General features: G+C 68.1%; 14 protein-coding genes. 5 read left to right on the forward strand and 9 right to left on the reverse strand.

Features of this window, described 5'->3' with window-relative positions; translation table 11 throughout:
- Positions 1-193: 193 nt before the first annotated feature.
- From ABZ396_RS07905 to ABZ396_RS07915, 3 genes are all read right to left on the reverse strand, one after another.
- Positions 194-448, reverse strand: a complete 255-nt coding sequence (locus tag ABZ396_RS07905) for a hypothetical protein (protein WP_358920724.1) — start codon at positions 446-448, stop codon at positions 194-196.
- A 234-nt stretch (positions 449-682) separates the two neighbouring features.
- Positions 683-1,453, reverse strand: coding sequence for an alpha/beta hydrolase (locus tag ABZ396_RS07910; RefSeq protein WP_358920723.1), 771 nt, complete (start codon positions 1,451-1,453; stop codon positions 683-685).
- Positions 1,454-1,642: 189 nt separating this feature from the next.
- Complete coding sequence (locus tag ABZ396_RS07915) at positions 1,643-2,128, reverse strand: hypothetical protein (protein WP_358920721.1); 486 nt, start codon at positions 2,126-2,128, stop codon at positions 1,643-1,645.
- A 1,044-nt stretch (positions 2,129-3,172) separates the two neighbouring features.
- Here ABZ396_RS07915 and ABZ396_RS07920 point away from each other — a divergent pair.
- Positions 3,173-4,060, forward strand: a complete 888-nt coding sequence (locus tag ABZ396_RS07920; RefSeq protein ID WP_358920719.1) for a SagB family peptide dehydrogenase — start codon at positions 3,173-3,175, stop codon at positions 4,058-4,060.
- A 184-nt stretch (positions 4,061-4,244) separates the two neighbouring features.
- Here the strand turns inward: ABZ396_RS07920 and ABZ396_RS07925 are convergent, their stop codons facing one another.
- On the reverse strand, positions 4,245-4,676 hold the full coding sequence (locus ABZ396_RS07925) for a hypothetical protein (protein ID WP_358920717.1): 432 nt from the start codon (positions 4,674-4,676) through the stop codon (positions 4,245-4,247).
- A gap of 367 nt (positions 4,677-5,043) precedes the next feature.
- Between ABZ396_RS07925 and ABZ396_RS07930 the strand changes: the two genes are divergently transcribed.
- Entirely contained in the window at positions 5,044-5,391 is a 348-nt protein-coding gene (locus ABZ396_RS07930) for a hypothetical protein (RefSeq protein WP_358920715.1), read from the forward strand.
- Positions 5,391-6,071, forward strand: coding sequence for a hypothetical protein (locus ABZ396_RS07935; RefSeq protein WP_358920714.1), 681 nt, complete (start codon positions 5,391-5,393; stop codon positions 6,069-6,071). The genes ABZ396_RS07930 and ABZ396_RS07935 overlap by 1 nt, the downstream gene beginning before the upstream one ends.
- 758 nt (positions 6,072-6,829) lie before the next feature.
- On the opposite strand, the gene ABZ396_RS07940 is transcribed toward ABZ396_RS07935, so the two are convergent.
- The 3 genes from ABZ396_RS07940 to ABZ396_RS07950 all read right to left on the reverse strand — a co-directional run bounded on the left by ABZ396_RS07940 (position 6,830) and on the right by ABZ396_RS07950 (position 10,076).
- Entirely contained in the window at positions 6,830-7,216 is a 387-nt protein-coding gene (locus ABZ396_RS07940) for a hypothetical protein (protein ID WP_358920712.1), read from the reverse strand.
- Between the two features lie 677 nt (positions 7,217-7,893).
- A complete protein-coding gene (locus ABZ396_RS07945; RefSeq protein ID WP_358920710.1) occupies positions 7,894-9,480 on the reverse strand; it encodes a protein kinase in 1,587 nt (528 codons plus the stop codon).
- Between the two features lie 137 nt (positions 9,481-9,617).
- Positions 9,618-10,076, reverse strand: a complete 459-nt coding sequence (locus tag ABZ396_RS07950) for an ATP-binding protein (RefSeq protein ID WP_358920709.1) — start codon at positions 10,074-10,076, stop codon at positions 9,618-9,620.
- Between the two features lie 161 nt (positions 10,077-10,237).
- On the opposite strand from ABZ396_RS07950, the gene ABZ396_RS07955 reads away from it, so the two are divergent.
- Together ABZ396_RS07955 and ABZ396_RS07960 are read left to right on the forward strand one after the other, a co-directional pair.
- Positions 10,238-11,107: a helix-turn-helix transcriptional regulator gene (locus ABZ396_RS07955; RefSeq protein ID WP_358920707.1), complete on the forward strand. Its 870-nt coding sequence runs from the start codon at positions 10,238-10,240 to the stop codon at positions 11,105-11,107.
- Positions 11,104-11,316 carry a DUF397 domain-containing protein gene (locus tag ABZ396_RS07960; RefSeq protein ID WP_358920705.1) on the forward strand — a complete coding sequence of 71 codons (213 nt, stop codon included), beginning with the start codon at positions 11,104-11,106 and terminating at the stop codon, positions 11,314-11,316. Before ABZ396_RS07955 ends, ABZ396_RS07960 begins: the two co-directional genes overlap by 4 nt.
- 81 nt (positions 11,317-11,397) lie before the next feature.
- On the opposite strand, the gene ABZ396_RS07965 is transcribed toward ABZ396_RS07960, so the two are convergent.
- On the reverse strand, positions 11,398-11,754 hold the full coding sequence (locus ABZ396_RS07965; RefSeq protein WP_358920704.1) for a hypothetical protein: 357 nt from the start codon (positions 11,752-11,754) through the stop codon (positions 11,398-11,400).
- A gap of 282 nt (positions 11,755-12,036) precedes the next feature.
- Entirely contained in the window at positions 12,037-13,344 is a 1,308-nt protein-coding gene (locus ABZ396_RS07970; RefSeq protein WP_358920703.1) for a hypothetical protein, read from the reverse strand.
- Positions 13,345-13,427 lie beyond the last annotated feature (83 nt).

Consider the following 13,427-nt stretch of genomic DNA (forward strand, 5'->3'; position numbering starts at 1 on the left):
GGATCGAGTGTGTGCCGGCCTCCTGGACCAATTCGGCCTGCGGGTCTCAACTCGCCTATCGCTTGGTCCAGTTGGCCACCCGAGTCACCGTCCGTGCGTCGCCACAACCGAACTCGTCATCGAGAAGGCGCTCCACGACCCGGCGCACACCCGACAGATCAAGCGCCACGGGCCCACTCCGCCAACTGCCGCACTACCGCCGCCGTGCCGCCACCGGCACGTTCTCCAGGTCCATCCCCGCGAGCGCGGCCCGCTCGACTTCCAGCGGGTCGAGCGCGTCCAGGGACGCGGTAGCCGCCGGCCCAGGATCTGGAGGCACACCGATCTCGACTTGGGCGAGCAGATTCAGCGTGGCCGGCCACGTCCCGGTCGGGCTCAGGTGCAGTACGACGCGTGGTAGATCGTGGGATACCGCACGGACATCGACCGCTGCCACGTGCTTGCTCACGCCTTGGTCATCGACCGAGAGGGAGTAGGTACATCCGTCGGAGGTGAGTTGGAAACGATTCGGCGTTGGCACCGCCGGAGCCCAATGCCTGGATGATGCCTGCCAATCCGCCCCACTGCGAGGGTGGTTGCTTACCATAGAGGAGAAGGCTCGGTTGTGGTTGCTGATCGGGCACACTGCGATTTCGCGGTGGTGGCGCCTCGTATCAGCGCAAGATCGCCACACCCCCCCAACTCATAGCGTGACCTGTTTCGGGGTCGCAGCATGGGCATAGGTATTCCAGAAGGTGATCAGCGCTGCCGCGGTCTCGTCTGGGCAATGCACGTTTGGTGAATGGCCGCCCTCCGGCACTGTAATGAGGTGCGCTGATAGGGAATTGGCCATTGATTGGACGCCCGCTGGCTCCCAAGTCAGATCGGGCGAACCTGAGACGACGGCTTTGGGTAGGGAAATCGCGGCGAGTTCTGCCGTGAGGTCAGGTTCAGTGGACAAATGCTCGGCAGCCGCCTTGATGTGGCCAGGGTCATTGGCCAGCCACCGAGCTCGCATGAACGCTCGTACGTCATCAGGAACTGCAGAATCGGAGCTATCAAGGAAGGCCCAGATCTCTTCGAGGGGCATCGAGTCCAGCACCGAAAGCAGCAGGCGCAGGCGTTCGCATTGGAACTCCGAAACTTCTGCCGGTCCGAAGTTCATCAGCGTCAGGGACCTCCACAGTTCCGGGCTTCCCTGAGTCCGGATTACTGCAAGTCGTGCCAGGAGGGCTCCATATGAATGCCCGAGGATGTGGACAGGGCCGACGTCAACAGCCTGAACGATGGCAACGAGGTCATCAGCGAGCTCCTCCCTCGCGTACAAGGCAGAAGAGTAGGTGCCACCGGTTTCGTTCTGCCCACGCCCGTCAATGGCGACGACCCGATAACCAGCTCGACCAAGTGCTGGCAGCATGGGCAGGAAGTCTTCCTTGCTACCCATGAAGCCTGGAACCATCAACACCGTGCTCACGTTGGGTGTGGGTCCTTCGGGGAGCATGTCGACCACCGAGAACGTGCCACGGCTCGTCACGAGGAGGCGAGTGAGAGCACTCGACGGCCTTGCCAGAGAGAGGAGTTGACTCATAAACGAACAGCATAGAGCGCTCAGTCAGTGGTCGCGAACGCCGTATGACTGCTGTAACCGGTGAGACTGCATAGGTTACTGGTCTGGGAGTCGATTCTCTGTGCGAGTGTTCGAGCCGGTGCGCTGGCCGGGCAGTTCCTTGCTCGGTTTGCGCAAGTGCCACCCACCGAAGATCCCGACCGCCTTCCAGATCCAATGCTCCCGATCACGCTGCCCCTGGCGTCGATTTTCCCAGGACAGAGCTGGCCGCGCGTAGAGCTCGACGGCAAGGGCATTGATCTCCGCCTCCAGGCCCTGCAGATGGAGACCAATGCGCTGGATCCCCTTGTTGCTGTCCCGGAGGTACAGCGCCGAACCAAGAACAACCAGTACTACAATGAAGTACCTCCACCACCCCAGATTCCCACCCAAGGTCGCGGCGATCGCGGTCAGCGCGGCGGCATAACCGGCCATCTGCTGCCGAGCAGCGATCCTCTGGATGATTTCAGTGCGGAGCGTTTCGTACTCCTTCATCCGCAGGTCGATGACGGAACTCAAGCGCTCATGCTCTTCCAGTGCCATCAGGCCCCCATCTCTAGACCGGAGTCACAACTGTCCGGGCTACTACTCCGGTTGGAGTCTTCCGTTGTCGAGCGGTTACCTAACTTGATTTGAGCTAGGTTTGCGGTTATTGCGGATCACACGATGGGGCGTACCTGGTGACGACCTCCCGGCCCCTGGCCCAGGGCGTCGATTGACCCGCGGCCGATCCCGCTGCAGAGCGTCGTGATCGTGTTGTGGGTCCGGCGTTTCATCTGCGGATCGGCGGACTGCCCGCGCCGTACGTTCGCTGAGCCGTTCGACCAGTTGACCGTCCCCTACTCGCGGTTCACCACGCGGCTCAACCACAACCTGGAACGCGTCGGACTGGCGCTCGCCAGACGAGTCGGCGCTCGGCTGGCCGCCCAACTGGGCTTCGGTGCGGGGCGGATGACCTTGCTGCGCGGTCATGGCGTTGCCCTATCCGCAGGTCAGCACACCGCGTGTGGTGGGGGTGGACGACTTCGCGATCCGCCGGGGCCAGACCTACTCCACCATCCCGACCTGCCGAGAAGCCCATCGAGTGGTCGACGTGCTTCCGACTCGCGAAGCGGGCCCCGCTGGCCGCGTGGCTGACCCTTCACCCCGGCGTGGAGATCATCTGCCGGGACCGGGCGGGGCGCCTACGCGAGGGCGCCCGCCTCGGCGCCCTCGACGCTCTCCGGATCGCAGACCGGTTCCACCTGTGGCAGGGCCTCGGCCGGGCCGTGGAGACCTGTGTCGCCGCCCACCGGGACTGTCTGCGCGCCCCGTCAACTACCGGCCCGCCGCAGCACAACCCGAACCCTTCCCGGCCGGATCCGGCCGGCCGGCGAGCCGAGCGCAAGGCTGCCCGGGCGCTCGTGGCGTCGCTCGCGGCCCCTGCGCGCGTCGGCGATCTCCCCGAGTCGGCCGGCGGCGACCTGACGGTGCAGGAGGCCGGCGCGCTGCTGGGCCTGCTGGCCTGCGGCCGGATTCGTCGGAGTCCGCTCTCCCGGCGAGGAGTTCGACGGCGACTTCGACGAGGGCTTCGACCAGGAGGAGGACGTGGCCCTGCGGCAGTGGGACTTCCACGACCTGCTGTTCCACTCACGCATCCGCAGCGGACGGTTCGACGAACCGCTCGGCGGCGTGTTCCCGCACAGGGGGAAGATTCCCCCGCGTCCCGCGGGCAAGCCGCTGCCCGGCGGCCCCTCGGTCGCCCTGCACCGCCCCTCGCTGGACGACGTCACCCGGCGCGATCCCGGTCTGACCGCGGCGCTGGAAGGCGGCAGGTCGTTCCGCAGCTACGCCGAACAGCCGCTCACCGCCGAGCAGATCGGCGAGTTCCTCTACCGGGTTGGCCGGGTCAGGACCCACTTCGTCCCGTCCGAGGGCGACGAACCGGGCGGGGAGATCGTCTCGCGCGCCTATCCGACCGGCGGCTCGGCCTTCGAGCTGTACCTGACCATCCAGCGGTGTACGGGCATCGCCCCGGGCATCTACTACTACGACCCGGTCGGGCACCGGCTCGTCCTGGTGAACGACGAGCCCCTCGACCGCAGGTCGATGCTGGAAGTGACGTCCGTGTCGACGTCCAGAGAGGCCGACCCCGACGTCCTGATCACGATGACCTCCCGCTTCCAGTGGCTGTACTGGAAGTACAGCGGTATGCCCTACGCGACCACCCTGCGGCACACCGGCGTGCTGTACCAGACCATGTATCTGGTGGCGACGGCGATGGGGGTGGCTCCGTGCGGTCTGGGTATCGGGAACGCCGACATGGCGGCGCGTGCCCCCGGTCTCGACTATCTGCAGGAGCCGTCCGTGGGCGATTTCATACTGGGCAGCCGACCGCCTGGCGACCCTGGCATCTGGGACCGGGAGCAGGGCTGGAAATGGGTCAACGACCCCGAGTGGGCGGCATGGGCCGGCGCGGAGCTGCGCCGGACCTGACCGAACGACAGCAATTCAGATTGATGCCCCCGCCGATTCGACGGGGGCGTTCGCTTCCCGGTCGACGGAACAAAGAATTGCATTTTCCTTTTCGGGATATCAGTAATCACGCGCGTGACAAGTGTCAATCAAAGGCGCCGCACACTGGTTTCCGGCCGGGAAATTCGAAATATGGGCCTGCGGTTCAGCCGCGGCGGGCGAGGTGCAGCGCGGTGGCCCACAGGATGGCGGCGGCCCCGAATCCCAGCAGGACACGGACGTTGGCGGCGTCGACGCCGCCGGCCAGCGTCAGGACCGCGATCAGCGCCAGGGCCATGAGCAGCGCTCCGGTCCACCAGTACTGCGGCTGCGCGAAGGACCATGCGAGCGGGAGGAAGTGCAGCCCGACGATCATGCATACCGCGGCGGGAACGTAGAGCCACAGATCGAGCCGGCCGAGGACCAGGATCGCCGCGACGACCGCCACGGACTGACCGATGTTCACCTGGCCGAAAACCCGGAAGCTGTTCGGTGCCACCCGGCGCACACGCCTTCGGCCCGGCAGTGCGCCGAACCGGACGGTGAGGATCATCGCCGCGACCGCCGCGGCCGCCGCGAGGGCGACTATGCAGAGCAACGCCAAATCGGACACTCGAGGTATCAGTCCTGACACCCCCAGGACTTCCCACATCGATGCGAAGACGGACATTATGACCGCGCCTTGCACGGGCCGGTTTCCGCTCAATTCCCGGCTGCCGGATTCATTGATCACCAGCCCAGCCTACCGTAGCGCTTCATCCGAAATGCAGTACAGGTGTCACGAAGCGCATGACGCTTGTCAGTAAGTAACGGCAGTCCTTTTCTGATCGCATTCGATTCTTGAAAAATGAGTGCCCACGAGTCCCAATGCGCCAGAAGAACACCCCGCGGGAGTCCGGCTCTTCACCAGGGCGCCGGTGACGCGGGGGTGGCTCTCCAGGTCCGTGGCGCCCCACGCCCGCGCCGTGCGCGACAGAGGGGGCGCCGTCGTACGGCTGCGCCGAGGATGGCTGCACGGCCCGCACGTGGACATCATCGGCCGGGGTGCGCTGGGCCAGGAACTGCCCTGGGATGCCATCGCACGGCAGCTCGACGCCGGGCCCCTGCCCGGGGACCGGGCGCTGGACGAGGAAACATATCTCGCGCAGGCACGGGAGTTCGGCCGTCTGGAAGCGGTGCCGCCGCCGTATCTCCCGATGCGCGAGCACGGGGAGGTCGACTTCCTCGGCCCGCACGACGTGGCGCCGGGCGACCCGCTGCTGCACGGCCTGCGGGGGCCGAGGTCGTGCATGGGGTGGTGTGTCCCTCGCTGATGGACACCATCGAGGAACTGACCCGGGATCCCTCCCTGGCGACCACCCGTCTCGCCGAGGCCTTCGTCGCGCTGGGCGACTCGTACGTCCTGGGGCTGGCGCACGGTGCCTTCTCGTTCCGCTCGCACGCCGAGGCACTCCTGGCCTGGGCGGCCCCCAGCAAGGACATGCGCCCGGCGTTCGCCACGCGCCTGGCCAAGGAGGCGTCCGTGCTGCGCACCGTGGTGGAGCAGCGGCTCGCGGGGGAGGTCGGCGCGGCGGCGGCCGGGTGGCGTACCGCCTTCGCCTACGCCACCGGCGCCCTGGACAGCGCGGTGATGGAGGGCCGGCTGACGCCCGCGATGCTGGACGCGGTCACCGCCTCCGTGGACAACACGGCCATGGGCCCGCCCGCCGCGCCCGAGGTGGTCCCGCAGGGCAAGCACCCCGACACCGCGTTCCACCGGGCCACCGCCGCATCCGGAGTGATCGACAACCCGCCGCCGTGGTTCGCCGCGTACCGCATGCTGATCAACCTCTTCTACCAGCAGCTGCCCCTGCTCACCGTCTCCCCGATCCAGCGGTACTACATGTGCTATGCCCTCGCCGAGACGATCGACGAGGTCCTCGGCGAGACCTGGCAGGAGCGGCCGGCCACGGGGCGGGTGCGGTGGGCCGAGGCCCAGGAGGCCGTCCGGTGACCGCTCTTCAGACGCCGGCCATCACCGCACCGCAGTCGGCCCGCCCGGCCCCGCACCAGGAGCCGTTGTGGCTGCTGCGCATCAATCCGCTGCTGCGCAGCCGCCTCGGGAATCCAGCGCTCAGGGACCTCCTGGCCCGGCTCGCGGAGGCCGAACGCGCGGTGCGGTCGGCAGCCGAACACTGCTCCGAGGAGCTCTCCGCCCTCATCGGCAGCACGGCCGACGACGGCGCGAGGGGTCCCGGTAGGGGCACGTCCACGCGGGACCTCAGCGGGGCGAGGTGGTATGAGAAGCTCCGTCCAGGCAGTGGTCGTAGGCGGACTTCATGGAGGGATACGAGGCGCTCAGAGCTATTCGACTCCCCGGAGCGTCGTCTTCGCAGAGGTATCCCCCTGGGCCTGAAGCTGTCTTGACGTGCAGCATTACTTCGTAGGACGAGATATGCACGTTGCGAACCGCCCTGGCTGGGACGACTCCTAGGCTTTGCTGCTCCGCGCATTCGTCGTCCCCGTCGCCGGCACACCAGAAGACGTGCACTGGGTTGGATGTGCCGTTCACCAGGGCGATCGGATCGACGTTCTCGGGATCGGTCGGATCAGGGTTGCAACCAGCGAGAGCGATTGCAGCCAAGCCCAGCAAAATCGCGGCCGCAATGTGGGCAAGGCGGCTGTTCGGCGGATCCACTGACTCTCCGAGGGGTCGTCATACGATGCCGCACCGTATCGCAAGCTGGCGGCTCCAGGACCTGAGCTTGGGAATCACAGCGCTTTGGGCCTCGTGTTGGGCCTGACCAGCGGTAACAGGTACCAGGGCGCCATCTCGGGCCCACCCTGGCGCCCGCTGTTGACCATGGTTTGCCGCCCTGTCGGGCTCAGCGTGACGCGGATGCCGCTCCGGTCCGGGCTGCCCCCGCCTTGGGTCGTGTCGTAGTCCCCGTAGGTGTCGCCGGCCAGTTCCACGCACAAGGTGGTGCGCACGTCCAGTGCTCCGGAGGGCTTGATCAGCGAGACGACGATGCCGCGCTGCTCATAGATCGCTGTGTCGCACGAGTGGGACGTGACCCGTGCCAGGACATACGTTTGCGGCTCCCCGACAACTACGTCGCCAACGTCGACCTCGGTGAACTTCACGGTGAAGTGGCCCACGGTATAGGTGTGTGCGAGTGCCGGACGCTGGGCGGCGAGACCTACTCGTGTCCGGCCGGATGCTATCCGCCCTGCAGGCTGTCCCAGCAGGCACGTTGAGACCCTCTCCGCCTGGGCCACTGGGTACCCGGGAGTGCCAGGCATGCGCCGATCGTGCGCGACAACGTCTTTGGCCGGTGGCCCGTCAGGAGGATCATATGATGCTCACCGACCCGGATTACCCTGCCGTCTTGGACGCCGCTGTCGCTGACAAGCCCATCGACAACTCGGAGGCAGTTCGGGCGCGCAGTACCCGCACCTCGCCGAGATGCGAGAAGAGTGCCGATTCCCCGTGAGACGGACGGGCTCACCCCGGGCCGCCGCCGCGACGGTTCGCACAGCGCGCGTAGCCGAGGAGGAAGGACAGGCGAGCGATGGGGACCTTCCGCATGATCCGGAGAATGATCGCCCCACCGCCCGGCACGGTGAGCGTGGCCGCGCCCACAGTGCTGCCGGCTCTGAGCTGTCAGCAGCCCGGCTTGCAGGGATCGGGCGCGGCGTCCACGATGCCGGAGGCCGCAGGTAATTGCCCGACGACGTCGGGGAGCCGGTAGGCGCGCGAGCGGCCGTATTCGCGCAGTTCGATGGACGGACGGCACGTCGGCGTTCACGGGGCACCGTCGCTGGAGGCCCCCGGGTCAGGAGGCAGAACCGTCGAGGCCGAGGCGGATCACGGCGAGTGCCTCGGCGATCTCGACTGTCATCTCGTCGTCGGGGCCGAACACCATGCACATGTCCTCGTGGAGCGGTTCGAGGACCTGCCGGGCTTCGACGGCCCGACCCTGGGCGAGCAGCAGCATCCCGATGTTGTGCCGCAGCTCAACGGCTTCCTCGCTGACGTCGCTGTCGACGGCCCGCACGACGTTCAGCACGCCCTGCAGCGCGGCGAGCGCGTCGGTGACCTGGCCGAGTTCGGCGCGGCACCGGGCCGCCTGGGCGCGGCAGGCGCGGGCCTGCTCGCCGGTGGGTCCGGCGATGCGGGCGTACGCGTCGGCGAGGGCGTCGAACTCGGGCAGGGCGGCCCGGTAGTCGCCGCCGAGGAGGCGGATCGCTGCTCTCTGGCGGCGCAGCGCCAGGACCTGCTTGCTCTCGGAGCCGAGGGCGAGGGCCGCGGGTTCGATGACCTCGCCGAGCACCTCGGCGGCCTGTGTGAACCGCTGCTCCTCCAGCAGGGCGTCGGAGTGGGCGTACGCCTCCTTGATGTCCTCGCGTAGCCGGGCGGGGACGGGCGCCGGCTGGGCCCCCGGGAGGACGGCTGTCGGCGCCGAAGCACCGGGTACGGGGGTCTGGGCGCGCGCGCGGGGCGCGAAAGGGTGACGGAACACGCCCGTCGGGTCGGGTGCGCCGGCCGGCCCGGCATCGGAGGTACCGGGTTCTGCGCCTGGCGGCGGGAGGAACGGCAGCAGTCGCGCGTACACCTCCTGCGTGTCTGCGGGCCGTGCCTCGGGCGCCTTGCGCAGCAAATGCAGGACCAGCTCCTCCAGCGCCTCGGGGACGTCGGGCCGCAGCTGTCGCAGCGGGGTGGGGGCGGCGTTGACGTGCTGGTACATCAGCAGGTACTCGTTCTCCGCCTCGAACACGACGCGCCCGCTGAGGAGTTCGTGCAGCACACAGCCCAGCGCGTACAGGTCGGTCTGCGGGGTGATGCGTCCGCCGCGGACCTGCTCGGGCGACATGTACTGGTGGGTGCCGATGGGGCTGCCGGTGGCGGTCAGTTTGGTGACGTCGGTGCGCAGGATCGCCGCGATGCCGAAGTCGAGGACCTTCACGGTGCCGTCACGGGCGACGAGGATGTTGCCGGGCTTGAGGTCCCGGTGGATCACCGGCACGTCGTGCGCGTACGACAGCACGGTCGCGACCTGCGCGGCGACGGCGGCCGCCCAGCTGACCGGCAGCGGCCGGCCGGGGTCGGGGTAGGCGGACAGCGGTACGCCGTCGACGAGCTCCATCACCAGGAACAGCCGCTCGTACGACGCGTCGAGCACCGCGTCGTACACCTGCGGCACGCCGGGGTGCTGGATGCGCGCGGTGATGCGGGCCTCGCGACGGAAGCGCTTGGCGAACTCCTCGGCCAACTGCGGGGAGGTGACCGACGCCTGCCGGATGAGCTTCACGGCGACGGGCCGGTCGAGCACGGCGTCGTAGCCGCGCCACACGTCGCCCATGCCGCCGTGGCTGAGCTCCTCCAGGAGTTCGTAACGGTCGGAGATCGCCTCCTGCGGCACCTTGCCCCCGGTGTGCGTGAAGAACAGCCACGGTGAGGGGTCAAGTGTGACCGCTGCGTCGATCCGCCGTCCAGCGGTCGCGGTGCGACAGGGGCTTGGGCCGGCGGTGGACGACGGGCGGAGGGTGCGGCGGCCGGTCAGCCTCGCGGCGGCAGGACGTACTCCGCCCAGATCGTCTTGCCGGGGCCGCCGGGGCGCGGGTGCCAGTCCCAGCGGTCGGCGAAGTGCTCCACCAGGAGCAGACCGCGGCCCGTGTCGCGGAGGTCCGCGGGTGTCGCCACGACCGGTACGCCTTCGGTGCGGGTGTCGGTGACCTCGATCCGTACGGTCGTGGCACCGCGGGCCAACGAGAGATGGAAGTCGCGGCCGGAGACCCGGCCGTGCCGGACGGCGTTGGCGGCGAGCTCGGCGACGATCAGCGTCAGCGTGTGGTGCGTGTCGCAGTCGTAGGGGATGCCCCACGCGTCGAGCCGCTGCCCGGCAAGACGCCGGGCGAGCCGCGCGCCGCGCGGGGTGGAGCTGAAGCGCATCGCGAAGTGGCCTGTGGGGCCGGTGGGCCGGGGGACGCGGTCGGGGGGAGCGGTCTCGCTGTTCATGCCTCCAACGCTCCCGGCGGTGGCGTAGCGTGACCAGTGGTGACGCGCCGTCGCGTTCTGGTTGTACGCGGCGGCGTCGGGTCTGTACGAGGGGCGCCGCGTTACCGGCTTGGGGCGGGCGCGTTGGGCCGGGGAACCGGGTCGGGGAGGCGGTGGAGCCGATGGAGTCGGTGGAGCACGGCGAGGGCGGGAGCGAGCGGGAAGACGCCGGGCCGAGGCCGGAGGAGGACGAGCCGGGATCGGGCGTGGTGACAGCGTTCGGGCGGCAGTTGAAGTTGCTGCGGGTACGGGCGGGCCTGGACCGGCAGGAGTTCGGGAAACTCACGGGCTACGCGGCCCAGTCGATCGCCTCCTTCGAGCAGGGGAGGCGGATTCCCCCGCCGAGGTTCATCGACCGCGCGGACGAGGTGCTGGACGCCGGGGGCGTCCTCAAGGCCCTGAAGGAGGAGGTGGGGCGGGCACAGTATCCGGCGTTCTTCCGGGACGCGGCGCGCTTGGAGGCGCGGGCGACGGCGCTGAACGTGTATGCCGTGTATGCCGTGCCCGGGCTATTGCAGACGGAGGACTACGCACGGGCTGTCTTCCAGATGCAGCGCCCGCTGCTGGAGGACGACGTGATCGAGCAGCGCTTGGAGGCTCGCATGGTGCGGCAGAGCATCTTCACCCGTCGCCCGGCCCCTCTGATGAGTTTCGTCATCGAGGAAGCGGTGCTGCGCCGGCAGCTCGGCGGCCCGAAAACTATGCGCGGGACCCTGGAACAGATCCTGCTCACTGGGCAATCGAGGAATGTAGAAGTACAGGTCATGCCGATCGGGCGCGAGGACCACGCCGCGCTTGGCGGCCCCTTCACATTGATCGACACCGACAAGGGGCACCGCATCGCGTATGCGGAGGTCCAGGACGACAGTCGTCTCTACACCGATACCTCGTACGTCCGTACGCTCGAAGCCCGCTATGGCATCCTCCGATCACAGGCGCTGACCCCGAGCGAATCGTCGGCGCTCATCGAGCAACTGATGGGAGAGGCATGAACGTGCAGCGCAGCAGAGCGGCTGTGCCGGAAGCCGCTTGGTTCAAGAGCAGTTACAGCACGGGCAACGGCGGCGAATGCGTCGAGGTCGCCGAGGCTCCCGGGGCCGTACACATCCGGGACTCGAAGGTCCGATCCGGACCGGTTCTGACGGTCGCCCCCGACGCATGGGCCGGGCTCGTCCGACTGGCCGCCGACCAGACCATCTGAGCCGACATTCGTAACGCCCGTGGGTGCCCAGCCGCCTGTGCGACTGGGCACCCACATCTGGGGTCGTACTCCACCAACACGTCACTCGGACACCGCCTGCGTTGCCATGTCCTCGACGGCACGCAGCTCGTCCATGGCGGATCGGAATGCGGGGTCGTCCTTGCTGGTCGTGCCGTGGACCGTGGCGAGAGCACGGCTACGGCGTGCGGAGAGATCGGGCCGACGCTCGATCTCCACCTGAGCGGCCCAGTGGGTCAGCCAGTGCTGAAGGTGCCCGATCTTGCTGGTCCGAATGGCGGCGGCGAGAGCTTCTTCCTTGTGCTTCTCCATCTCGTCCCGGCGGTGAGGGGCGATCCGGGCGAGCGCCACGCGGACGGCGTCGGGGGTACGTTCCGGGCGTGGGACCAGTTCCGTGCCGTGGTCCGGCTGTGTGCTCACGATGTCCTCCAAAGGGTGCCCCGGCCAGCGTATCCAGCCGGGACGTACGCATCAGATGTCGTCGTCCAGGCCCTCCGCGCGGCGGATCGTCCGCCGCGCGGGGTGGAGCTGAAGCGCATCGCGAAGTGGCCTGTGGGGCTGGTGGGTCGGGGAACGCGGTCGGGGGGAGCGGTCTCGCTGTTCATGCCTCCAACGCTCCCGGTGGTGGCGTAGCGTGACCAGCGGCGGTGCTCCTCGGCGCGGGAGGTGGCCCGGTCGGGCCAGATCCGGCCGCGCCTACGCCTACATGGGCAGCGCAGGGAACACGACCACCGAGCCGTCCTTGTCGCGGGCGATCTCGATCGCCACGTCTGTCCTGCGGCTGTTGACCATGACGCCGTCGCCCAGCTTGCGAATACGGTTTGCCGCGCGCATCAGGCGATCGACTTCATCGGTCGTGAAGACGGGCCGCCAACCTTGCGGGCCTGCCAGCTCCAGCGCCGACAGGCGTTGCAGGACACCGGCGATGCTCGACTCCAGTTCGTCGAGGCGCTGCTGGTCGCGCTTGAGTGCGCGGGTGAAGTTCTCGAACAGGTTGTCAGGGTTGTCCTGGGCATGCTCGACGGCCTGCAGGACGACGACCCGCCGCTTCAGCGCAATGGCCAAGGCGGCGAGTTCCAGGTGGGTGCGGAACGTGCCGCCATGCTCGTCGACGCCGGGGAACGACTTGGTCAGCGTGCCGATCTCGACGGGCTTGTCGTCGGCCAGCTTGTCGAGTGCGCTCTGCCACTGGCCAAGGCGGCGGTCAGCGCGGCCCAGCGCCGTGTTGATGGCATGCACTGCCGAGTCCAGTCCCAGCGAGATACCGAGCTTGCCCTGGTCGAGCAGAATGGCGGTGGCTTTGTCGATGGCATCGCGGCAGCCGTCGAGTTCGCTGTGCTCCTCTTCGAGTTTTTGTTCGTGCAGTTGCTCCAGCAGTTCTGTGATGTGTTCGATAGCCTGCTGGCGCTTGTGGTCGGCATGCGCGCTCACCCCTACCGCTACGGCCATGAGCACGAGCGGCGCGGCCACGGTGAGCGCCGCGCTGCCGGCGGCCGCGACGCCGGCTGTCGCACCGGCTCCGCCGACTGCGCCTGCTGCGGCCGCTTTACCGACTGGCACGAACGTCGCATTGGCGGCGATGCCCGTCGAGTTCATGAGTGCACTGTGGATGCCACCGGCCGCCGCCTTCGATGCCATCGGACGAACGATGCCCTGACCGAACTGGGCGGCAACCTTCGCCGGAACCACCATGCGATACAGGTTTTCGCCGGCAGCGGTCGCCCTGGCCGCCGTAAGGGAACTTCGCGTCGATTGCGTGATGAACTGTGACAGGTGCTGCGCCAGGGGACTCGCAGCATCGAGCGGGATACCTCGACTGCGGTCGAGCTTGTCGGGCAGCGGATGCACCTCCAGCGTGGCAATCGGCGCGTCGGCCAGGGCGGCCAGCACACCGCGCAGTTCAGCCAGGCGCTCAGCCGTCATCGGCTCGCCTCCGGCCAATGCGGGTGCCCGGACGTCACCGGTCGCCAGCGTCCACACCGGAACGATTGCCTTGCGGTCTTCAGTCATCGTCTCCCCCTTTATTCCCACAAGAACCTATGGCTTACATCAGACAAGAACGGTATGAACCTCGTGCATTCGGTTACGGGCGC

The sequence above is a fragment of the Streptomyces sp. NPDC005866 genome (assembly GCF_040629895.1).
GTDB lineage: Bacteria > Actinomycetota > Actinomycetes > Streptomycetales > Streptomycetaceae > Streptomyces.

What these genes read in the sequence shown, in the direction of transcription:
- ABZ396_RS07915 (WP_358920721.1), bottom strand. Translation starts at nt 2,128, where the DNA reads ATGGCACTGGAAGAGCATGAGCGCTTGAGTTCCGTCATCGACCTGCGG.
- ABZ396_RS07935 (WP_358920714.1), top strand. Translation starts at nt 5,391, where the DNA reads ATGGACACCATCGAGGAACTGACCCGGGATCCCTCCCTGGCGACCACC.
- ABZ396_RS07950 (WP_358920709.1), bottom strand. Translation starts at nt 10,076, where the DNA reads ATGAACAGCGAGACCGCTCCCCCCGACCGCGTCCCCCGGCCCACCGGC.
- ABZ396_RS07955 (WP_358920707.1), top strand. Translation starts at nt 10,238, where the DNA reads ATGGAGTCGGTGGAGCACGGCGAGGGCGGGAGCGAGCGGGAAGACGCC.
- ABZ396_RS07960 (WP_358920705.1), top strand. Translation starts at nt 11,104, where the DNA reads ATGAACGTGCAGCGCAGCAGAGCGGCTGTGCCGGAAGCCGCTTGGTTC.
- ABZ396_RS07970 (WP_358920703.1), bottom strand. Translation starts at nt 13,344, where the DNA reads ATGACTGAAGACCGCAAGGCAATCGTTCCGGTGTGGACGCTGGCGACC.